The sequence below is a fragment of the Saccharothrix carnea genome (assembly GCF_003014735.1).
In the GTDB taxonomy this organism is placed as follows: Bacteria; Actinomycetota; Actinomycetes; order Mycobacteriales; family Pseudonocardiaceae; genus Actinosynnema; species Actinosynnema carneum.
The window spans coordinates 475,648-496,974 of sequence record NZ_PYAX01000002.1 but is presented as its reverse complement, the minus strand read 5'-3'; the positions used below and the strand labels follow the sequence as shown (position 1 = coordinate 496,974).

Here is a 21,327-nt window from a genome sequence, read left to right as displayed (position 1 = left end):
ATGGCGCCAGTCGACCACACGCACGCCCCGGTCGTGGGCTACACCGACCGGTTGTCCGCGCGGCCGGGCGAGCGGATCACCGTGCACGCCAGCGCGACGACGCCCGACGCCCGCGTGCGGGTGCTGCGCATCGACCACGACGGCGTGGCGCCCGTCCGCACACCGGTCGACGTCGACGTGCCGGACCGGGTCTCCGTGCCGCACCAGGACTTCGACCGCGGCTCGTACGGCGCCGTGCCGCGCCCGCCCGCGCTGCGGACGGCCGTGACGTTCACCGCGTGGGTGTGGCCGACTGCCCTGCCACCGGACCGCGCGGGCCTGCTCAGCCAGGGTGACGCGGCCTCGGGGCCGCACGCGGAGCTGGCGTTGCTCGCGGACGGCACGGTGGAGTTCGCCGTGCGCACCGGCAACGGCGTGGTGCGCGTGCCGGGTCCGGTGCTGCGCCTGCGCCGCTGGTACCTGCTCGTCGGCGGGTACGGGCCGGACGGCGCGCGGCTGGAGGTGCGGCCCCTGTCCAGGCTCGCCGACGAGGACGCGGCCACGGTGACGACGACCGTGTCGGCCGGTCCGCTGCTCGCCGGTGACGTGCCGCTGCTGTTCGCCGCACGTCGGGTGGACGGCGAGCGGGTCGGGCACTTCGACGGCAAGCTCGACGGGCCGTCCGTGTTCACCGACGTGCCGCCGGACGTGGACGCGCTGGCCGCGTCGTCACCTGCCTGGCAGCTCGGCGCGCGGGCGCACTGGGACCTGTCCCGCGACATCGGCGGCGACCGGTTGCTCGACGTGGTCGACGGTCGGCACGGCACGCTGGTCAACCACCCGCTGCGCGGCGTGACCGGGCACGACTGGTCGGGCGACGTGCTGGACTGGCGGCACGCCGACGCCGGGTACGCGGCGGTGCACTTCCACTCCGACGACCTGGCCGACTGCGGCTGGGACCCGGTGCTGACCGTGCCGCTGCCCGACGACCTGCCCGGCGGCTGCTACGCGGTCGAGCTGGCCACGGCCGAGGGCGTGGACCGGCTGCCGTTCTTCGTGCGGCCGGTCGCGCGCAGCGCGCGGCTGGCGTTCCTCGTGCCGACGTTGAGCTACCTCGCCTACGCGCTGGACCACCTGCACCAGCCGTTCGCGGCGGAGGACCCGGCCGAGGTCGCCGCGCCGTTCGCGCGGGACAACACGCTGCACAGCCTGTACGACCGGCACACCGATGGCAGCGGCGTGGCCATCGCGTCGCTGCGCCGCCCGCTGCTGGGCATGCGGGACGACCACGTGTTCCGGTACACGCGTTCGCCGCACCAGCACAGCGAGGACCTGCACCTGGTCGGCTGGCTGCGGCGGCAGGGGTTCGCGTTCGACGTGCTGACCGACCACGACCTGCACGGCGACGGCGTGGCCGCGATCGAGGGGTACGCGGCCGTCGTCACCGGATCCCACCCGGAGTACTGGACCGGCGCGATGCTGGACGCGGTCGGCGCCTACCTCGACGGTGGCGGCAACCTGGGCTACCTCGGCGGCAACGGCGCGTACTGGGTGACCGGGATCGATCCGCGGCAGCCGCACGTGGCCGAGCTGAGGCGCGGTTACGCGGGCGTGCGGACGTGGGAGAGCGAGCCCGGCGAGCTGGTGCTGGCGGCCACGGGCGAGCCGGGTGGCCTGTGGCAGGAACGCGGTCGCGCGCCGCACCGGCTGTTCGGGATCGGCACGACCGCAGCCGGGATGCGGACCGGCGGGTCGTACCAGCTGGTGGGTGACCACCCGCTGCTGGCGGGCCTGGACCGGGACCGCCCGCTGGGCGCGTTCGGCGCGGTGCTGGGCGGTGCGGCGTCGTTCGAGACGGACGGCGTCGACCCGTTGCTGGGCAGTCCGCCGGGGACCGTGCTGCTGGGCCGGGCGATGCTCGGCGACACGTACGTGTCCGGCGACACCGGTCCCGCGGTACCGCACCCGCTCGGCGACCCGGTGGACCGCCGCCGCGCGGACCTCACCCTGCTGCGCGCACCCGGTGGTGGCGAGGTGTTCGCCACCGGCTCCATCGGCTGGTGCGGCGCGCTCTCGCACGACAAGGACGACAACGACGTCTCCCGCCTCACGGCCGCCGTGCTGCGGCGGTTCGGGGCGGGACCGGACCACGAGGAGAGCACCGATGCCGTTGCACCCTGAGGCCAGGGCGGTGATCGACGCCGTCGACGAGCTGGTCCCGGTCACCCTGTCGGCCGCCGAGATGCGGGCGGCCTTCGCCGAGTCGTGGCGGCCCTCCCCCGATCCCGAACCGGTCGCCGCCGTGGTCGACCGGACGATCCCCGGCCCGGGTGGGCCGCTGCCGGTGCGCGTGTACACGCCGTTCGGCTCCGGGCCGTTCCCGGTGCTGGTGTGGTTCCACGGCGGTGGCTGGGTGATCGGGTCGCTGGACGAGAACGAGGCCACCTGCCGGGCGTTGTGCAACGCGGTCGGCATGGTGGTGGTGTCGGTGGACTACCGGCTCGCGCCGGAGCACCGCTACCCGGCGGCGGCCGAGGACGCGTACGCGGCGGTGCGGTGGGTGGCGTCGTGCGGTGCCGAGATCGGCGCGGACGGCGCGCGGCTGGCCGTGGGCGGTGAGAGCGCGGGCGGCAACCTGGCCGCGGTGGCGTGCCTGATGGCGCGCGACCACGACGGTCCGCCGATCGCGTTGCAGGTGCTCGCCGCGCCCGTGACCGCGCCGCCGAGCGATCGCGGGTCCTATGTGGACTACGGGACCGGGCACTTCCTCAGCCGGGAGAGCATGGAGTGGTTCTTCCGGCAGTACCCGCGCTCGCCCGAGGACCTGACCGACCCGTACCTGGCGCCGCTGGCGGCCGAGCACCTGACCGGCCTGCCGCCCGCGCTGGTGATGACCGCCGAGTACGACCCGTTGCGCGACGAGGGCGAGGAGTACGCGCACCGGCTGCTGGACGACGGCGTGCAGGTCACGCTCGTCCGGTACCCCGGCCAGATCCACGGGTTCTTCGCCCTGCTCGTCGACCGGCTGTCGGTGTCCGCCGACGCCCACGCCCGTGCGGCCGCCGCGTTGCGCGCCGCTTTCACCGTCGTGGAGGCACGATGACCATCCCCCAGCGCCGGATCGGCCGTGACGGGCCATCTGTCGGTGTGCTCGCGCTCGGCTCGTGGCACACCTACGACCGGATGCCGTTCCACGACGCCGTGGCCATGGTGCGGCGGGCCGTGGACGCGGGCGTGACGCTGTTCGACGTCGGCTACTACGGCGGGTTCGGCATCGACGGCAAGCCGGTGCCCGAGTCGTACACCGACGTGCTGTTCGGCCGGATCGCGCAGGCCGCGGGCGTGCGCCGGGACTCCTACCAGCTGTCGGCGAAGCTGTGGGTCAACCACTTCCCCGCGCAGTCGATGGGCGAGCAGCTGGACCGGCTGCTGTTCCGGGTCGGCACGGACCGGGCGGACTACGCGATCCTGGGCGACCTGTTCGGGCTCGAACCCGACCTGGGCCTGCTGACCGCGCAGCTCGGCGAGCTGGTCGCGGCGGGCAGGCTCGGCGGGTGGGGCGTCAACAACTGGTCGGTCGACCACATCCGGGCCGCGCACGCGGCGGCGGTGGCGCAGGGCGTGCCGGGGCCGACCATGGCGCAGCTGAAGTACAGCGTGGTGCGGCGGTCGATCCCGGACGGGGCGCCGTTCCGCGGCCTGGTGGAGGAGCTGGGGCTGACGATCCAGGCGTCCGACGTGCTGGAGGGCGGGATGCTGGCGGGCAACCTGACCCCCGACCGGGTGATCGGCAAGGACCCGGGCGGTATCCGGGCCGGGATCTCGGACGCGGCACGTGAGCTCGCCGCCGTCGCCGCCGGGTTCGACGCCACCCCGGCGCAGGTGGCGATCGCGTTCTGCCTGGCCGACCCCACCGTGACGACCGTGCTGTTCGGCGCGAGCCGGGTGGCGCAGCTGGAGGAGAACCTGGCGGCCGTGCGGCTGGCGGAGGAGCGCGGCCTGGAGCTGCGCAAGGCCGTGGACGGGCTGTGGCTGGACCGGGACCTGGTCGACCCGACCGGGCGCTAGGGCTGTGGCGTGCCGTTCACGGGGGACGGCACGCCCTCCCGGCTCAGGCCCCGGTAGCGGTGGGCGACACCGCCGGGGAGCAGGTACTCGGCCAGCGGGTTGCCGGTGCGCAGCGACGGCAGGCCCATGTCGTGCATGAGCTCGTCCGCGCAGTGGATGTCGTAGGGGCCGAAGTCGTAGCCGCCGGTGCCGGGGAGCACCCGCTCCTGCCAGTCGAGGCGGGCGTCGACGGCCCGGCGCATCCCCTCCTCGTCCGGCTTGACGCGCAGGGTGCCCAGGAAGTGGCGGACCAGCCAGTGCGCGGTCAGCTCCACGCCCATCACGTTGTTGAAGACCTGGCGGAACCCGACGAACCCCAACCGGTCCACGCCCGGCGGCACGATGCCCCGGTACAGCCGCAGCCGGCCGGCCTCGTCGTGCACCGGCAGGTCCAGGAACGGGAAGACCCGGTGGTGGCCGGTGGCGAACACGACGACGTCCGCCGCCACCTCCCGGCCGCTCGCCAGCCGGAGCCCCTTGTCGGTGAACGCCTCGACGGCGCTGACCTCGGCGGCGAGCAGTCCTCGGCGCAGCGCGCTCACGTAACCCCGCGGCATCACGCCCGCGTGTGCCAGGTGGAAGGGCAGCGGCTGGGCGGGTCGCAGCCGCTCGGGCAGCCGGAGGAACCCCGCGGAGAGCAGCATGTCCTGCGTGACGAGCCACCACAGCACCCGCTTGACCCGGTCGTGGAGCCGGTCGATCGGGCGGACGCACGCCGGGTCGTGGTAGCGGGGCAGGAGCGCCTCGCCGAGGCGGGTGAACAGGATCCACCGATAACCGACCGTGCCGAACAGCAGCCGTTCGGGGATCATCCAGTTCACCTTGCGCTGCACGAGCGTGGCCGAGGCGGCTTCGCGCGCGGCGCGGGTGGCCAGGTCCAACGCCGACTTGCCGCCACCCACCACGACCACGCGCCGACCGGTGAACGTCCCGGCACGGACGTCGTTGGAGTGCAGCACGGTCCCGCCGAACGACGCACGTCCGGGCAGGTCGGGTACTCGGGGGTGGTGGTGCGCCCCGCTGGCGACGACGACGTGGTCGAACGTCTCGCGGCGCACCGGCGCGGTCCGGTCGTCGACCGGCCGGGAGTCGACCACCCAGCCCGAAGCGCCCACCCGGCCCGGTCCGTCCACCGGCCGGACGGAGACCACCTCGGTACCCGGTCGGACGCGGTCCAGCACGCCGAAGGTCTCCGCGTAACGCTCCAGGTAGCGCTGGGTGTCCACCGCACTGGCGAAGCGCAGGCGGTTGGGCAGGTCCGCGAACTCGAAGAGGCGCAGCGCCGACTGGTTCGCCAGACCGTCGTAGCAGCCACCGGGCGACCAGATCCCGCCGACCCGCCGGTACTTGTCGACGACCGTGACCTCGAAGCCGTGCTCCAGCAACACCTTGGCGGCGACGATCCCACCGGGACCCGCCCCGATCACGCACACCTTCATCGGCCGCTGCTCCCCCCCGCTGACCGGCGCGTCCGTCCAGTCCATCATCCCGCCCGGCCGGCGCGGTGCCCAGTACCGTCATCCGGATGCCGTCGACAGCCGAGGAACCCTCGTTGACCTGCGGCGCACGGGGTCGGCCGGTGCGGTTGTCCGGACCACTCCGTCCGCGTAGGTTGTCCGCCTACGCCGCTCGACCCGCTCACCAAGGAGGCGCGATGGACACCACCCAGGTGACCTCGGCGCTGCGCATCGGAGCCGCGCTCGGCAGCGCGGCGGACGTCGAGTGGGACGAGGTGTTCGCCGGTCTGCGCCACGCCGTGCCGCTGATGTGCGCGGTGCAGGTGACCGGGTGGGACCCGGTGGCGCGGCGGTTCGTGATCATGGCCGAGCACGGCTACAACAGGGCCATCAGCCAGGAACTGGCGCACGAGCTGCCCAGGACGAAGTGGGGCGGCCAGCTGTTCGACTCCCCCGTGCCGCTGCTGATGGACGACATGCCGCACAACTTCCGCGACTCGCCGCACTACCAGGAGCAGCTGCGGCCCGCGGGGTTCGAGGACGGGCTGTCAGCGACGCTCAAGCTCGGGCCGCGGCAGGTGGTCGGGGTGCTGCACCTGAACGCGCCGGAGCGTTCGGCGTTCGGCGAACAGACCCGCGGGTTCATCGCCGAGGTGGGCACGGCGTTGGCGCGCCGCGTGGACCCGCTGTACCACCCGAAGTTCGACGCCTGGTTCGGTTCCGAGTGGTCGGCGAGCTGGGTCCTGCCCGTCCAGGCGGCGGTGACCGGCCGCTCCCCCGCACCGCTGACGCACGACCCGACGCTGCGCGCGGTGGCGGAGCGGTTCGCCGCGCTGGGCATCCGCACCGTGCCGTTCCTGTGGCCGGGTAAGGACGGCTGGCACCGGGTGCGGCTGCTGCGCGTCGTGGACGGCCCCCGCCGCGGCGTGATCGCGGCCTGCACCGCGTTCGAGAACACCCCGTCCTTGACCGCGCGGGAACTGGACATCGCCACCGGCCTGGTGGCGGGGCTGAGCAACCAGGCGATCGCCGAGGCCCTGGTGGTCAGCCGGCGCACCGTGGAGACCTACGTCGAACGCCTGCTCACCAAGCTCGACTGCCAGTCCCGGGGCGAGGCCGCGGGCGTCGCGGCCAGGGCCGGGTACATCCGCCCCTCCACCACGGGACTGGGCGAACTGGGCCGACTGACCCGCGGCACCGACCCGCACTGGGGCTGAGCGTTCCGGCGCGGGCGGTATTGGACAGGTCGAACACTCAGGGATACGTTCGGTAGCGGTGTCGACACGTTCCGATATCCCCCGGGGTGGACGATGATCAGGACACGCCGCACGGTGGTGCTCGCGGCTCTCGCACTGGCAGCGCCGCTCACGCTCGCGCCACCGGCAGCCACCGCTCCGGCCATGTCACCGAACGCGGTCGTCGTCTGGGACCTCAACGCCCAGACCGCGATCTGGGACATCGCGCAGCAGGCGCCGCCGCAGGTCGCCGGACGCGGTTTCGCGATGGTCAGCGGCGCGGTCTACGACGCGGTGAACGCGATCGAGGGCACGCCGTACCGGCCCTACCTCCTCGCACCGCGGGCCAACGGCCGCGAGTCGACCGACGCCGCCGTGGGCACGGCCGCCTACCGGGTGCTGGACGCCATCTTCCCGGCACAGCGGGAAAGGCTGCGCGCGCAGTACGACCGGTGGCTGGCCGGCGTCCCGGACGGACCGGCGAAGCGCGGCGGGGTCCGGGTCGGCGCCCAGGCCGCCGCCGCGATGATCACGGCACGGCAGGGCGACGGCGCGTTCGACCCCCGGCCCTGGACCGTGGGCACCGGGCCCGGCCAGTACCGGCCCACCCCGCCGGACTTCGCGAACACGGGCGCGTGGGTCGGTTTCCTCAAGCCGTTCGCCATCCCGGACGCGACGATGTTCCGCACCCCCGGGCCGCCCGCGGTCACCAGCCGGGCCTACGCCCGCGATGTCGACGAGGTCGAGCGGCTCGGCTCGGCGACGAGCACCGCCCGCACCGCGGACCAGACCGACGCGGCGCTGTGGTGGCACGACCGGCGTTCGGTCAGCTGGGGGATGAAGCGCGACCTGGCCGTCACCCGGCGGCTCGACGTGCTGGAGACCGCGCGCTTCTACGCGCTGGCGGACTTCACCGGCACGGACGGCGCGATCGCCTGCGCGAACGACAAGGAGTTCTGGCACTTCTGGCGGCCGGTCACCGCCATCCGGGCCGCCGACACCGACGGCAACCCCGCCACCACGGCCGACCCCGACTGGACCCCGCTCGTGGTCACCCCGCCGAACCCCGACTACCCGTCCGGCCACACCTGCCGCACCGCCGCGCAGATGACCGCGTACACGCACTTCTTCGGCCGCGACGACGTGCCCTTCAGCGCGTTCAGCGTCGACAGCGGCTCCACGCGGCACTTCGACAGTTTCTCGCAGGCGACCGCCGAGGTGGTCGAGGCGCGGATCTGGGCGGGCATCCACTTCCGCTCCGCGGACGTCGACGGCACCACGCTCGGCAAGGCGGTCGGCGACCACATCTCCCGGCACCACCTCACCCCGCGCCGCTGACCTGCACGGCGGTCAGCCGTGGTGCATCCAGATGCCCTTGACCTCGGTGTAGGCGTCAATGGCGTACGGGCCCATCTCACGGCCCCAGCCGCTGGCGCGGAAGCCGCCCCAGGGTGCGGCGGGGTCCGGGACGCACGGCATGTTCACGTAGACCGCGCCGGCCCGGATGCCGTCCGCCAGGCGGTGGGCGGTGCGCAGGTCGTCGGTCCACACGGCGGCCGCCAGGCCGTACGGGGAGTCGTTGACGCGGTGCAGGAGTTCGTCCTCGTCGTCGTAGTCGAGGACGGCCAGCACCGGGCCGAAGATCTCCTCATGGGCGATCGCCATGTCGTCGGTGACGTCGGCGAAGACGGTCGGCCGGTGGAAGTGGCCCGGCCCGTCCGGTGACGAGCCGCCGGTCAGCAGGGACGCACCGGCCGCGACGGCGCCGCGCACGTGCGCGGTCACCCGGGCCAGGTGCTCGGCGCTGACCAGCGGGCCCAGGTCGGTGGAACTGGCGTGGCCGGGGCCGAGGCGGAGGGTGGAGACGGCCTTGGCGAGCTTGTCGGCGAACTCGTCCCGGCGGGCCGAGTCGACGTACACGCGGGCGTAGGCGGCGCAGACCTGGCCGCTGTTGAGCAGCCCTCCGGCGACCGTGCCCGCCACGGCGGTGTCGACGTCCGCGTCACGCGCCACCACGGTCGGCGTCTTCCCGCCCAGTTCCAGCGTCACCCGCTTGAGGTCCGCCGCGGCCGCGGCCACGATCGAGCGCCCCACCTCGGTCGACCCGGTGAACGACACCTTGTCCACGCCGGGGTGCCGCACGAGCGCCTGCCCCACGGACGGCCCACCGGTCACCAGGTTCACCACCCCCGGCGGGACACCGGCCTCCGCGCACAGCTCCACCAGCCGCACGGTGGTCAGCGGCGTCTGCTCGGCCGGTTTCAGCACCACCGCGTTGCCGCACGCCAACGCGGGCGCCAGCTTCCACACCATGATCATCAACGGGAAGTTCCACGGTGCGATCAGCGCGCACACGCCCACCGGCACGCGCCGGTCGTACTGCAGCGTTTCCGGGAACGACACCGACCGCACCGCGCCGTCCAGCTTGTCGGCCCACCCGGCGAAGTAGCGCAGGTGCGCCGCCGCGCCGGCCACGCTGACCGACCGCGCCACTCCCAGCGGCTGGCCCTGGTCACGGGTCTCCAGCGACGCCAACTCCTCGGACGCCGCCTCGACCAGGTCGGCCAGCCGCCACAACAGCAGCGCCCGGTTCGCGGCGGGCTCCCGTGCCCAGGACGGCAACGCCCGGCGCGCCGACTCGACGGCCGCGTCAACGTCGGCAGGAGAAGCCGACGCGCAGGCCGCGAGCACGTCGCCGGTCGCCGGGTCGGTGGTGGTGAACGACGCGGCCGGGTCAACCCACTCGCCGCCGATGAACAGCCCCGTGGTGCGCATGCCAAGAGGATGTGCGCCGGGCCGCCGCGCCCTCTTGTCCGCGGGCGTACAGCCGTTGACCGTCAGCGCGCCCGGTGCTCGACGGACCGGCGCCGGTACTCCGAGGGCGACAGGCCGAACTCCGTCTTGAACGCCCGGCTCAGGTAGGACGCGTCCACCAGGCCCCACCGCGCGCCGATCACGCCGATGGACAGCCGGTGCTTCGCCGGGTCGGCCAGGTCCTGCCCGCACCGCTCCAGCCGCCGTCGCCGCAGGTACCCCGACACCGTCGTGCCCGCCTCGCTGAACAGCTTGTGCAGGTACCGGGTGGAGATGTGGTGCGCGGCGGCGATGTCGCCCGGCGACAGCTCCGCGTCCTCCAGGTGTGCCTCCACATAGGACCTGATCTTCACCAGCAGCGCCGCCCGGCTGGACTCGACCGGCACGTCGGCGTAGTCCAGCCGGTCCGCCAGCGCCGTGCCGAGCAGGTCGACCACGTTGCGCGCCAGCCGGACGCTGCCGTGCACGGCCGGGTCGTCGATGTTGCGCGCCAGCTGCACCAGCGTGCCGCTGACGATCCCGCTCACGCCCGTGCCGCCGGCGAACCGCACCGCGGTCAGCGCCGCCACGTGCCCGCTGGGCAGCACCAGCATGTCGCGCGGGAACATCAGCACCAACGTCGAGGAGACGTCCTCGAAGGCCAGCGAGTACGGCCTGGTCGTGTCGTAGAGGGCGAAGTCGCCCGGCCGCAGCGAGGCGTGCCTGCCGTCCTGGCTCAACCGCGCCGTGCCGTGCAGCTGCAGGCTCAGCTTGTAGTACTCGGGCGCGGCGCGGGAGATGGCGCGGGCGGTCCGGCGCACGGTGTGCGCGTCGGCCGACGCCTCGTACACCGCGACGCTGCCGAGGCTCTGCCCGCGCAACCGGCCCCGGAACCCGCGGCCCGCCGTGCCGCCGGCGGACGCCTCCAGCGGCACGAACGCCTGGGACACCGCCGACTGCCACAGGTCGAACTGCTGTGCCTCGGGCACGCCGACCGTGCTCAGCGCGTAGGACATCGTCGCCCTCCTCACCCCGGTGACCCTGGGTGACGAGCACCCTCGCCCCGGCACGCCCCGCGCGTCAAGAGGGGGACGGCGGCGCGACCGGCCGGTGCGCCCCGCGTCAACCGCAGTGCGCGGCGAGTCAAGAGCCGACCCCGACACCCCTGTTAGACCTACGGAGGCGTCGCCGGCACGACCGGCCGCGCACGGATCGTATTCGATCCGCTACACGATCCGAGCACACGATCCGAGACGCGGAGGTGACCATGGGTGAGGTCGTGCTGGCCGCCAAGATCACGCATGTGCCGTCGATCTGGCTGTCGATCAACCCCGGCAAGCACCACGGCATCCGCCGTCCCGCCGAACTGGGCCTGGCCGAGGTCGGCAGGCGGGCCCGGGACCGCGGCGCGGACACCTTCGTGGTGGCCGACTCGCACTGGATGAACAGCATGGGCTTCCACGTCAACGGCAAGTCCCGCCACCGCGGCAGCTACGCGTCGCACGAGCTGCCGCACTTCATCCGCGACCTGGAGTACGACTACCCGGGCGAGCCGGGGCTGGCGACGCTGATCGGCGAGGAGATCGTCGCGGGCGGCCAGAAGGCGATGGTGCACGACGTCAAGGACCTCGGCCTGGAGTACGCGACCTTGGTGCCGATGCACTTCATGAACCGCGACACCGCCGACCCGCTGGCGGTGGTGCCGGTCGGCTGCAACATCCACTCCACGATCGAGGAGAACCGGCACGTCGGCGAGGCGATCGCGCGGGCCGTGCTGCGCAGCGACCGCAAGGTGGCGTTCCTGGCCAGCGGTTCGCTGTCGCACCAGTTCCCGCCCAACGAGGTGTCGTCGCAGTTCCTGGACCGGATCAGCCACCCGATCAACGAGCAGGCCGACCGGCTGGTGCTCGACCAGTGGCGTACCGGCCGCATCCCGGAGTTCCTGGCCGCGCTGCCCGACTACAACGAGCGGTTCACCGGCGAGGCGGCGATGGCGGACACCGCGATGCTGTTCGGGATCCTGGGCTGGGACTCCTACACCGGGCACGGCGAGCAGCTGTGCGACTACTTCCCGAGCAGCGGCACGGGCCAGGTCATCGTGGACTTCCCCATCCCGGACCGGCTGCGCGCATGAGCCACCCGCTGGGCCTGAGCCCGTCGAAGATCATCGCGGTGCACCTGAACTTCCGCGGCCGGGCCGCCGAACGCGGCCGGTACCCCGACGAGCCGTCCTACTTCCTCAAGCCGCCGTCGTCGCTGTCGTGGTCGGGCCGCGACCTGGTCCGGCCGCGCGGCACGGAGTTGTCGGCGTTCGAGGGCGAGGTCGCGGTCGTCATCGGCACGCGGGCGCACCGGGTGTCGCGAGAGGACGCGCACGCACACATTCGCGGCGTCACGGCGGCCAACGACTTCGGCGTGCACGACCTCCGGCACGCCGACCGGGGCTCGAACCTGCGCAGCAAGGGCGCGGACGGCTACACGCCGGTCGGCCCGACGCTGCTGGACCCGCGCGCGGTCGACCTGGCGGACCTGCGCCTGCGCACGTGGGTCAACGGCGAGCTCGTGCAGGACGCCACCACCGCCGACCTGCTGTTCGACTTCGCGTACCTGATCGCGGACCTGAGCCGCAGCGTCACCCTGGAGCCGGGCGACATCATCCTCACCGGCACCCCGACCGGCGCGACCGTCGTCGAGCCCGGTGACGTGGTCGAGGTGGCGCTGGACGACCACGAGCCGCTGCGCAACACCGTCCGCGAAGGTGACGAGCTGCCCGCTCCCGGCGCACGGCCGCGCGTCACGCCGACCGAGCGCGCCGCCGCGGTGGGCGGGTCTCCCCCGGCTGTCAGCCCGGCCACCGGGAAGGCGCTGCGCGAGGTCTCGACGGCCACGCTGTCCGCCCAACTGCGCAAGCGGGGCCTGCACCACACGTTCCTGACCGGTCTGCGGCCGTCCCGCCCGGACCTGCGGATGGTCGGCACCGCGCACACGCTGCGGTTCCTGCCGTTGCGCGAGGACCAGTTCGCCGAACGCGGCGGCGGGATGAACGCGCAGAAGCGCGCGGTCGAGTCGATCGGGCCGGGTCAGGTGCTGGTCATCGACGCGCGGGAGGACCACGGCGCGGGCACGCTCGGCGACATCCTCGCGCTGCGGGCGCTGAGGCGCGGCGCGGCGGGCGTCGTCACGGACGGCTGCCTGCGGGACAGCCCCGCGTTCGCCGAACTGGACCTGCCGTCGTACAGCGCGGGCGCGCACGCGGCGGTCCTCGGTCGTCGGCACGTGCCGTGGGAGGTCGGCGTGGACGTGGCGTGCGCGGGCGTGCTGGTGCGGCCCGGCGACGTGCTGGTGGGCGACGCGGAAGGCGTGCTGCTCATCCCGCCGGACCTGGTCGACGAGGTCGCGGCCGACGCGCTGGAACAGGAGCGCGAGGAGCGGTTCGTGCTGGCCAGGGTGGACGCGGGCGAGTCGGTGGACGGCCTGTACCCGCTGGGTCCGGACCGGCGCGCCGAGTACGAGCGGTGGGCCGGGCGATGAGCGCTCCGACGCGGTCCAAGACCCAGTACGCCTACGACACGTTGCGCGAGCGGATCGTGGCCGGCACGTACGGTCCAGGCGCACGGCTGGTGTTCGACCGGCTGGCCCGGGAGCTGGGCGTGAGCCCGGTGCCGGTGCGCGAGGCCGTGCGGCGGTTGCAGGCCGAGGGCTGGGTGGTGTTCGAGCCCAACGTCGGCGCCCGGGTCGCGGGCATCGACCAGGACGAGTTCCGGCACACCATGGAGGCGCTGGCGCTGCTGGAAGGGCACGCCGTGGCCACCGGCCGGATGACCGCCGACCGGCTGGACCGCGCCGAGCGGCTCAACGACCTGATGGCCGCGTCGCTGGACGGGTTCGACCCGCTCGGCTTCACCCGGCTCAACCGCGAGTTCCACCTGCTGCTGTGCGACGCCACGCCGAACCCGCGGCTGCGGGAGCTGATCGGCAAGGAGTGGGCGCGGCTGGACCACAGCAGGCGCACCACGTTCAGCCTGGTGCCCGGCCGGGCCAGGCAGTCCGTGGCCGAGCACGCCGAGCTGCTGCACCTGCTGCGCGCGGGCGCGCCGGCCGACGTGGTGGAGGCCTTCGCCCGCGAGCACAAGCTCACCACCCTCCGGGCCGTGGACGCCAGGTCCGCGGCCCCGCTCCCAGGGGAGTTGCCGACATGAGGTTCCGTTCCGACCCGGCGGCCATCCGCGGCTCCATCGCGCCCGTCGTCACCCCGTTCACCGCCGGAGGCGAGCTGGACACCGAGAGCCTGCGCGCGCTGGTGCGCCTGCAACTCGCGTCCGGTTCGCACGGCGTGTCCATCGGCGGCTCGACCGGCGAGCCCGGCGCGCAGTCGATCGCCGAACGCGTCACCGCGATGCGGGTGGTGGCCGAGGAGACGGCCGACCGGGTGCCGTTCCTGCCCGGCACCGGCGCGGCGACGCTGGCGCAGACGCTGGAGCTGACCGACCACGCGCGGTCGCTGGGCGCGGACGTCGCCCTGGTGATCACGCCGTACTACAGCAGGCCGACGCAGGAGGGCCTGTTCGCCTGGTACGACCGGATCGCGCGTGAGTTCCCGGACCTGCCGATCGTGGTCTACAACGTGCCGTCGCGCACGGCGGTGGACATCGCGCCGGAGACCGTGGCCCGGTTGCGCCGCGCGCACGACAACGTGGTGGGCATCAAGGAGACCACCAAGGACTTCGAGCACTTCTCGCACGTGCTGCACCGGTGCGGGCGCGACTTCCTGATGTGGTCGGGCATCGAGCTGCTGTGCCTGCCGCTGCTGGCCATCGGCGGCAGCGGGTTCGTCAGCGCGCTGGCCAACCTCGCGCCCGCCGCCGTGGCGCGCATGTACGAGCTGTACGTCGCCGGTGACCACGCGGGGGCGATCGACCTGCACTACCGGCTGCACCCGTTGGTGGAGCTGCTGTTCGTGGAGACGAACCCGGCGCCCGCCAAGCACGTCCTGGCCGACCTGGGCCACCTCGCCAGCGGGCACGTCCGGCCGCCGCTGGTGCCGCCGACACCGGCCGGGCTGGCGCGGATCGCCGCGCTGCGCGCCGAGGCCGCCGACCTGCTCGTCCCTTCAGGAGTCACCGCATGAACATCCCCACCGAGCTGCTGCACCACATCGACGGCAAGGACGTGCCCAGCGCGTCCGGGGCGACGTTCGGCGTGTCCGACCCGGTCACCGACACCGAGTACGGCCGGGTCGCCGCCGGTGACGCCGCCGACGTAGACCTCGCCGTCGCCGCCGCACGGCGGGCGTTCACCGAGGGACCGTGGCCCCGGCTCTCGCTGCGTGAGCGTGCTCGGGTGCTGGTGCGCATCGCGGACGCCATCGAGGCGAGGTCCGACCGGCTGGCGGAGCTGGAGACGTTCGACACCGGGCTGCCGATCACCCAGGCCAAGGGCCAGGCGCACCGCGCGGCGGAGAACTTCCGGTACTTCGCCGACGTGATCGTGGCGGGCCACGAGGACGCGTTCCTGGTCGGCGACCGGCAGGTCAACTACGCGATCCGGCAGCCGGCCGGGGTGGCGGGCCTGATCACGCCGTGGAACACGCCGTTCATGCTGGAGACGTGGAAGCTCGCGCCGAGCCTGGCGGCCGGGTGCGCGGTGGTGCTCAAGCCCGCCGAGTGGTCGCCGCTGTCGGCGAGCCTGCTGCCCGGGATCATGGCCGAGGCGGGCGTGCCGGACGGGGTGTTCAACCTGGTCCACGGCATCGGCGAGGAAGCCGGGGCGGCGCTGGTGGCGCACCCGGACGTGCCGCGGCTGTCGTTCACCGGCGAGAGCGGCACCGGGCAGATCATCATGCGCACGGCCGCGCAGCACCTCAAGGAGGTGTCGATGGAGCTGGGCGGCAAGTCGCCGTGCGTGGTGTTCGCCGACGCCGACTTCGACCGGGCCGTGGACGCGGCGGTGTTCGGGGTGTTCTCGCTCAACGGCGAGCGGTGCACGGCGTCGTCCCGGGTGTTGGTGCAGCGGGAGGTGTACGACGCGTTCGTGTCGGCGTTGGCGGCACGGGCGGCGGCGGTGCGGGTCGGGTTGCCCTCGGACCCGGAGACGGAGGTCGGCGCGTTGATCCACCCCGAGCACCACGCGCGGGTGCTGGAGTACGTGGAGGTCGGCAAGCGGGAGGCACGACTGGTCGCCGGCGGCGGTCGGCCCGCCCACCTGCCGACCGGGAACTTCCTGGCGCCGACGGTGTTCGCGGACGTGCCGGTGGACGCGCGGGTGTTCCAGGAGGAGATCTTCGGGCCGGTGGTGTGCGTGACGCCGTTCGACACCGAGGAGGAGGCGGTGGCGCTGGCCAACGCGACCCGGTACGGGCTGGCGGCGTACGTGTGGACGGCGGACCTGGCGCGCGGGCACCGGGTGGCGCGGGCGGTGCAGTCCGGGATGGTCTGGGTGAACTCGCACAACGTCCGGGACCTGCGCACGCCGTTCGGCGGGATCAAGGCCAGCGGGGTCGGCCGGGAGGGCGGCGCGCACAGCATCGACTTCTACAGCGACCTGCGGGCGGTGCACGTGGCGGTCGGCGACCTGGCGCCACCGCGCTTCGGCGCGGTCGACCGGGCGTGACCACGTGAGCGGGGTGCGGGCGCGGGTCCGGTCGATCACCGCGCGGTGCACGCACGTGTGGCGGGTCGCGAACGGCCTCGTCCACCACTTCGAACAGATCGCCGACACCGCCACGATCGCCGCCGCGCGGACGTGACAGCGGGTCACTCCTGACTGGTGAACACGTCCAGCGCCGCCTCGCGCACGTCCGGGTCGTCGTGGCGGCGCAGTCCGCGCAGCAGCTCGCGCCACGGCGCGGACCACCCGGCGTCACGACCGGCGGTGGTCACGATCGCCAGCGCGAGCGGTGCCGCGTCGTCGGCCAGCGCCGTGACCACGTCGAGCAGCTGTGGCCGGGCAACCCGGGGCAGCACGTGCGGGAGCACTCGTGCCACCTCGTCGGCCGCCTGCCGCGCCACCGCCGGCCCCACCGCGAGGCTTGCCACGGCGCGCAGTCCGTCGAGTTCCGAGCCCTCTCGCTCCCACTCGACGGCGACGACCGCGAGCTTGACGGCCCACGACCGGTACCCGGCCGCCGCGAGGTCACCGACCAGAGCCTTGGCCGCTGCACGCGATGGGTCGGTGTCACGCGCGTCGGCGAGCTCGCGCACGAGCGCCGCGATCCGCTGGCGCGCGGGCAGGTCCCGGTCTTCCTCCGCGTCGAACCCGCCGTCGACGGCGACCAGCGCCGTGACCACCTCGCGCAGGGGCGTCACGTCCTCCGTCGCGGCGGCCAGGCGCACCACGGCGGTCAGCGCGTGCCGCCAGGTCGCCGTGTCGGCGAGGTCGGTCACGCGGCGGACGAGCAGCGCCGTGCCGCCATCGGACCAGCGCGTCCAGGACGGTGACGCGTCCAGTCCGAGCCGGGCCGTGTCCGGGTCGGGCGAGTCCGCGAGCGCGCGCACGAGCGCCGCGTACCGGCCCCGGTGCCGCCGGGGAACGGCGTCGGGCCACTGGACGACCTCGCCCGCCACCGCCCGCTCGTCGGCGACGGCACGGGACAGCAGGTTCCACGCGGCCTTGTCGTCGAGGAACCACCGCGTCGCGGACACCAGCGCACGCCGCACGTCCCGGTGCCCGTTCTCCCACGCCCGGGTCGACACCGCCACCGAACCCGGCACGCGGTGCTGCGCCATCAGCCGCACGGCTTCCTTGCGCGCGGTCACCTTCGGAGCTTCGAGCAGGGGCGTCAACAGCGTGCCGAGCCGCTCGGGCGAGGTGAACCGGGCACAGCGGGCCACCGCGTACACCGCGACCCGCGCGCGGTGGGTGTCGACGTGGGCGAGCAGGTCCGGCAGCACGTCACCGGGTTCGTCGGTCCACGCCAACGCGGCCAGCGCCGCCTCCACCACCGGCAGGTCGTCATCGCCGACGAACTCCCGCACCAGCTCGACCGTGCCCGGCAGCCGTCCGAGCGCGCGCACGGCGGCGGTGCGCTCGTAGGTGTTGGCGCGCGGGGAGGTGCCGAGGTCGGCCAGCTCGGCGGCGAACGCGGCGACCTGGCGCGGCAGCCAGCGGTCGGGGCGCAGCCCGAACACCGGCAGGAAGCGCACACCGCGCTTCTGGAACCGGCCGTGCGTCGACCGGCCGATCACCCGGTCCAGCAGGTCCGTGCGGCGCGACGAGATCGCCCGCCACACGGCGGGCAACGTGACGGTGGACGGGTCGGCGGCGAACACCCGTTCCACCCGTTCGTCGCGGTGTTCCGGTGGTGCCAGCCACAGCTCCACCGCCCGCCGCACCACGCCGTCGTCCTTCGCCGACCGCGCCCGGTCCAGCAACTCCTGCACACCGGCCACGCCCCACGCCCGCCGGTCCAGGCCCGCTGCGAGCCCGAGCAGCACCTCGAACCGGCCGCGCCGGGCGTCGGCGACGAGCCGGGAGCGCAGCGCCTCGTACACCCGGTGCTCGGCGCCGCGCGGCAGCGACCGGTCCAGCCCGTGCAGGTTGATCCACGGCAGGTTGCCGCCCAGGTGCTCGACCCCGGCCAGGCCCGCGTCGACCAGCTCGGGGTGGCGGGATACCGCGCCCTCGCGGATCACCGCTTCCGCCAGCGCGCGCACCGCGTCGCGGGTCTGCCACGAGCAGTCGCGGGCCTGGGTCGCGTCGACCATCAGCTTCGTCAGCGCGTCGGCCTCGGCCGGGCGGAACAGCCACGACGGCACCTTGGCCAGCGCGGCGAGCGCGACCGACCGCACCGGGTCCTGCTCGTTGGTGAGCCTGGTCAGGCCGGCCACCACGCCGCCGACCACCTCGGGGTCGCGGGTGGCGGCGGCTGCGGCCAGGTACAGCGGGTAGGCCTCGGCGCGTTCGCCCGCGGTGGCGCGGCGGGTCGCGGCGACCAGGGTGTCACGGGCGTCCGCCCAGTCCAGGCGGGCGGTGACGGCGAGCCTGCGGGCCGGGTCGTCGGCCACGCGGCGCAGGGACAACAGCCGGCGGGCGACGACCGCCCGTGCGGCGGAGGGCAGTTCGTCCACGGCGGCCAGGGGCACGTCCGGGCGGTCGCCGAACACGCCGGTGAACACCGCCGCCCGCCGCGACGGGGCGATCGCGTGCAGCAACCGGGACACCCGCGGGCCGTCGAGCAGGCGGGCCAGCGCGATCAGGTCCTCGTCGCCGGTCACCGACACGGCACGCCACAGGGACCGCCGCTCGGGCAGCCGCCCGGTGCGGCGCGGGTCGGCCAGCAGGCGCGCCACGCGTCCGGGCGCGTGCCGGGCGAGGCCGCCGATCACGCCGTCGAGCTGCCACGGCAGCGGCGCGTGCGGCAGCACCCGGGCCAGCAGGTCGAGCACCCGGTCCGGCTCGGCGGGCGCCGCCAGGGCCACGACGGCACCGAGGCGGTACCACACCTGCGGCCACCCCACCGGCGGCGTGGCGTCCAGTTCGGCGGTCACGAAGTCGAGCAGCACCGCCGGGTGGCGGCGGCCCAACGAGGCCCAGTTGACCACCGCGTGCTCCAGGTCGGGCAACGCCGCGGCGACCACGTCCGACGAGCACACCGGGAGCAGGCCGACAGCCTCGTGGTCGCCGAACGCCTCGCGCACCACCGGCAGCAGCCGTTCGGCCAACGCGCGGCGCCGGTGGCGGCGCACGGCGGTGTAGAGGGCCTGCCGCAGCGCCGTCGCCAGGTGCGGCAGCCGGGCCAGGAACACCTCGGCGGGCAGGTCCAGCCGGACCGCCACGCCGACCGCCCGCCGGACCACCGAGGTCTGCGTGGCCGACAGGCACCGCACGACGTACTCGCGGTGGCCGGCCGCGTGCGCCAGGTGCAACGCCAGCCGCCGTTCGAACTCGCCCCGACCGTCCAGCTCGCCCAGCAGCTCGGCCAACCCGGCGGAGCCGGTCAGCTCGCGGGCGGTGCGGGCGAGGAGGCGCTGACGCGCGCCGTACGGCAGCGGGTCGAGGGCCTTGAGCAAGCTTCGCGCGGTGGTCACGGCGGGATTGTCGTCACCGGGCGGACCGGCCGCCACCGGTTTCGCGGAATGGTTCCGGAAATGGTTTGACGGTGTCACCGGCCGGTCGGCACGATGTGCGCACACCGAGCCGAGGAGCGGACATGGACACCACACGTCGACGCCGTTCCGGCAGCCCGTGCTCCCCACCGTGACCTGTTGAAAGGTCCGGTCAAGGGAGCCGCCCGTCGGGAAACCGACCAGGGCGGCTTGCTCTTTTCCGGCACACCGGAAAAGAGCGTCGGATGGCCGGGACGCCACCGCACGGCGAAACCGGTGGAATTGCCGCACGACCAGTCCCCATAGCTCAGCAGGACAGAGCGCGCCGCTACGAACGGCGAGGTCCCAGGTTCGACTCCTGGTGGGGGCACCGCTGGAACCCCTGTGCCACCGCGACTCGACGGGACGAGCCCGGCGGGGTGCGGTCGGCGGTTCCAGACCAGCGCCACGGCCGCCGGGAATAGCCGCGCGGAGCATTCCCGGCTAGCCGGAATGGCCGTTCGCCACCACGTATGTGAACCGGTCCGTCGAATAGACCGGCCACATATGTGAACCTCGAACACGAGCCGCCACCGGCCGTTGACACGTCGGAAACATGCGCTACGGTGCGAACAGAGAGCGCTTTCCCGATAACTCCCCGCACTCACCCCTCATACGGGAGAGGAAATCGCCATGCCCACATCTTCCGGGACCCGGCACGCCCTGCTCAAGGTCGCCGTGGCCGCCGCCGCGCTCGCCACCACCGCGGTGGTCCTGCCCGGCGCCGCACCGGCGCTCGCGGCCACCACCGCGGACGGCTTCGCCTCGGTGAACGCGTTGGGACAGAACGGCACGACCGGCGGCGCGGGCGGCGCCGTCGTCACCGCCACCACCACCGCCCAGTTCCTGGACTACATCGCCCGGTCCGAACCGCTGGTCGTGCAGGTCAAGGGCACGATCACGCTCCCCACCGGCACCACGGACGGCATGCACAACGTCGCCTCGGACAAGACGATCATCGGCTTGGGCACCGACGCCCGCCTGGTCGGCGGCGGGCTGAACATCGGCCTGCCGGTGGACGACGACGTCACCTCTCCCCCGGCCAACGCCGTGCACAACATCATCATCCGCAACCTCGCACTGACCGGCGCCACCGACGACCTGATCAACGTGCAGATGTTCAGCCACCACATCTGGATCGACCACAACGACTTCTCCAACGGCGACGACGGCGCGGTCGACATCAAGCGGGGCAGCGATTTCGTCACCGTCTCGTGGAACAGGTTCCACGACCACGACAAGACGCTGCTGCTCGGCCACGACGACGACAACGGCGCGCAGGACATCGGCCGGTTGCGGGTCACCTACCACCACAACTACTTCGACGGCTCCGACCAGCGCAACCCGCGGGTCCGCTTCGGCGAGTCGGTGCACGTCTACAACAACTACTACCGCGACAACAGCTACGGCGTCGCCTCGGCGATGAACGCGGGCGTGGTGATGGAGGGCAACTACTTCTACAGCGTGAACAACCCCGGCCGGGTCGACTTCAGCGGCGACCTGGGCCGCATCGTCGCCCGCGACAACATCCTCGTCGAGTGCAACCACGAGATCGAGCTCCGCGGTTCCGTGGTCGAGCCGCGCACGTACTACGCCTACACCCTCAACCGCGCCGCCGAAGTCCCGACGATCGTGCCCGCCGGTGCGGGCACCGGCCGCATCTGACAGGAGCAC

Annotated in this window: 16 protein-coding genes and 1 tRNA gene; 13 read left to right on the top strand and 4 right to left on the bottom strand. The window is 73.7% G+C overall.

Annotated features, from left to right (window positions below; all coding sequences use genetic code 11):
• Genes B0I31_RS06470 through B0I31_RS06460 form a run of 3 tightly spaced genes read left to right on the top strand, consistent with a single transcriptional unit; the run spans position 1 to position 4,047 of the window.
• Positions 1 to 2,160 carry a N,N-dimethylformamidase beta subunit family domain-containing protein gene (locus tag B0I31_RS06470; protein ID WP_106614381.1) on the top strand — a complete coding sequence of 720 codons (2,160 nt, stop codon included), beginning with the start codon at positions 1 to 3 and terminating at the stop codon, positions 2,158 to 2,160.
• Positions 2,144 to 3,082: an alpha/beta hydrolase gene (locus B0I31_RS06465; protein WP_106614380.1), complete on the top strand. Its 939-nt coding sequence runs from the start codon at positions 2,144 to 2,146 to the stop codon at positions 3,080 to 3,082. The genes B0I31_RS06470 and B0I31_RS06465 overlap by 17 nt, the downstream gene beginning before the upstream one ends.
• The gene (locus B0I31_RS06460; protein WP_106614379.1) at positions 3,079 to 4,047 is read left to right on the top strand and encodes an aldo/keto reductase; all 969 of its coding nucleotides are present in this window, start codon (positions 3,079 to 3,081) and stop codon (positions 4,045 to 4,047) included. The genes B0I31_RS06465 and B0I31_RS06460 overlap by 4 nt, the downstream gene beginning before the upstream one ends.
• Here the strand turns inward: B0I31_RS06460 and B0I31_RS06455 are convergent.
• Positions 4,044 to 5,570, bottom strand: a complete 1,527-nt coding sequence (locus tag B0I31_RS06455; RefSeq protein ID WP_181320024.1) for a flavin-containing monooxygenase — start codon at positions 5,568 to 5,570, stop codon at positions 4,044 to 4,046. The genes B0I31_RS06460 and B0I31_RS06455 overlap by 4 nt on opposite strands.
• Positions 5,571 to 5,740: 170 nt before the next feature.
• Between B0I31_RS06455 and B0I31_RS06450 the strand changes: the two genes are divergently transcribed.
• Positions 5,741 to 6,760 (top strand): helix-turn-helix transcriptional regulator, encoded by a 1,020-nt coding sequence (locus B0I31_RS06450; protein WP_106614377.1) that lies wholly within the window; start codon positions 5,741 to 5,743, stop codon positions 6,758 to 6,760.
• A gap of 93 nt (positions 6,761 to 6,853) precedes the next feature.
• Positions 6,854 to 8,116 carry a vanadium-dependent haloperoxidase gene (locus B0I31_RS06445; RefSeq protein ID WP_106614376.1) on the top strand — a complete coding sequence of 421 codons (1,263 nt, stop codon included), beginning with the start codon at positions 6,854 to 6,856 and terminating at the stop codon, positions 8,114 to 8,116.
• 12 nt (positions 8,117 to 8,128) lie between these two features.
• Here the strand turns inward: B0I31_RS06445 and B0I31_RS06440 are convergent, their stop codons facing one another.
• Together B0I31_RS06440 and B0I31_RS06435 are read right to left on the bottom strand one after the other, a co-directional pair.
• The gene (locus tag B0I31_RS06440) at positions 8,129 to 9,553 is read right to left on the bottom strand and encodes an aldehyde dehydrogenase family protein (RefSeq protein WP_106614375.1); all 1,425 of its coding nucleotides are present in this window, start codon (positions 9,551 to 9,553) and stop codon (positions 8,129 to 8,131) included.
• Positions 9,554 to 9,615: 62 nt separating this feature from the next.
• Positions 9,616 to 10,587 (bottom strand): AraC-like ligand-binding domain-containing protein, encoded by a 972-nt coding sequence (locus tag B0I31_RS06435; protein ID WP_106614374.1) that lies wholly within the window; start codon positions 10,585 to 10,587, stop codon positions 9,616 to 9,618.
• Between the two features lie 251 nt (positions 10,588 to 10,838).
• On the opposite strand from B0I31_RS06435, the gene hpaD reads away from it, so the two are divergent.
• The 6 genes from hpaD to B0I31_RS42490 are packed head-to-tail and all read left to right on the top strand — an operon-like array spanning position 10,839 to position 16,316.
• Positions 10,839 to 11,705: a 3,4-dihydroxyphenylacetate 2,3-dioxygenase gene (gene hpaD, locus B0I31_RS06430; protein WP_106614373.1), complete on the top strand. Its 867-nt coding sequence runs from the start codon at positions 10,839 to 10,841 to the stop codon at positions 11,703 to 11,705.
• Positions 11,702 to 13,102: a fumarylacetoacetate hydrolase family protein gene (locus B0I31_RS06425; RefSeq protein ID WP_106614372.1), complete on the top strand. Its 1,401-nt coding sequence runs from the start codon at positions 11,702 to 11,704 to the stop codon at positions 13,100 to 13,102. Before hpaD ends, B0I31_RS06425 begins: the two co-directional genes overlap by 4 nt.
• Positions 13,099 to 13,770 carry a GntR family transcriptional regulator gene (locus B0I31_RS06420; RefSeq protein WP_106614701.1) on the top strand — a complete coding sequence of 224 codons (672 nt, stop codon included), beginning with the start codon at positions 13,099 to 13,101 and terminating at the stop codon, positions 13,768 to 13,770. Before B0I31_RS06425 ends, B0I31_RS06420 begins: the two co-directional genes overlap by 4 nt.
• Positions 13,767 to 14,699 (top strand): 4-hydroxy-tetrahydrodipicolinate synthase, encoded by a 933-nt coding sequence (dapA, locus tag B0I31_RS06415; protein ID WP_106614371.1) that lies wholly within the window; start codon positions 13,767 to 13,769, stop codon positions 14,697 to 14,699. Before B0I31_RS06420 ends, dapA begins: the two co-directional genes overlap by 4 nt.
• Complete coding sequence (hpaE, locus tag B0I31_RS06410; protein ID WP_106614370.1) at positions 14,696 to 16,180, top strand: 5-carboxymethyl-2-hydroxymuconate semialdehyde dehydrogenase; 1,485 nt, start codon at positions 14,696 to 14,698, stop codon at positions 16,178 to 16,180. The genes dapA and hpaE overlap by 4 nt, the downstream gene beginning before the upstream one ends.
• A gap of 4 nt (positions 16,181 to 16,184) precedes the next feature.
• Complete coding sequence (locus B0I31_RS42490; RefSeq protein WP_281262277.1) at positions 16,185 to 16,316, top strand: hypothetical protein; 132 nt, start codon at positions 16,185 to 16,187, stop codon at positions 16,314 to 16,316.
• 7 nt (positions 16,317 to 16,323) lie between these two features.
• Here B0I31_RS42490 and B0I31_RS40420 read toward each other — a convergent pair whose 3' ends face one another.
• The gene (locus B0I31_RS40420) at positions 16,324 to 19,596 is read right to left on the bottom strand and encodes a hypothetical protein (RefSeq protein WP_181320023.1); all 3,273 of its coding nucleotides are present in this window, start codon (positions 19,594 to 19,596) and stop codon (positions 16,324 to 16,326) included.
• Between the two features lie 314 nt (positions 19,597 to 19,910).
• Between B0I31_RS40420 and B0I31_RS06400 the strand changes: the two genes are divergently transcribed.
• Positions 19,911 to 19,984: transfer RNA gene (locus B0I31_RS06400), tRNA-Arg, on the top strand.
• A 302-nt stretch (positions 19,985 to 20,286) separates the two neighbouring features.
• A complete protein-coding gene (locus B0I31_RS06395; RefSeq protein WP_106614369.1) occupies positions 20,287 to 21,318 on the top strand; it encodes a pectate lyase family protein in 1,032 nt (343 codons plus the stop codon).
• Positions 21,319 to 21,327 lie beyond the last annotated feature (9 nt).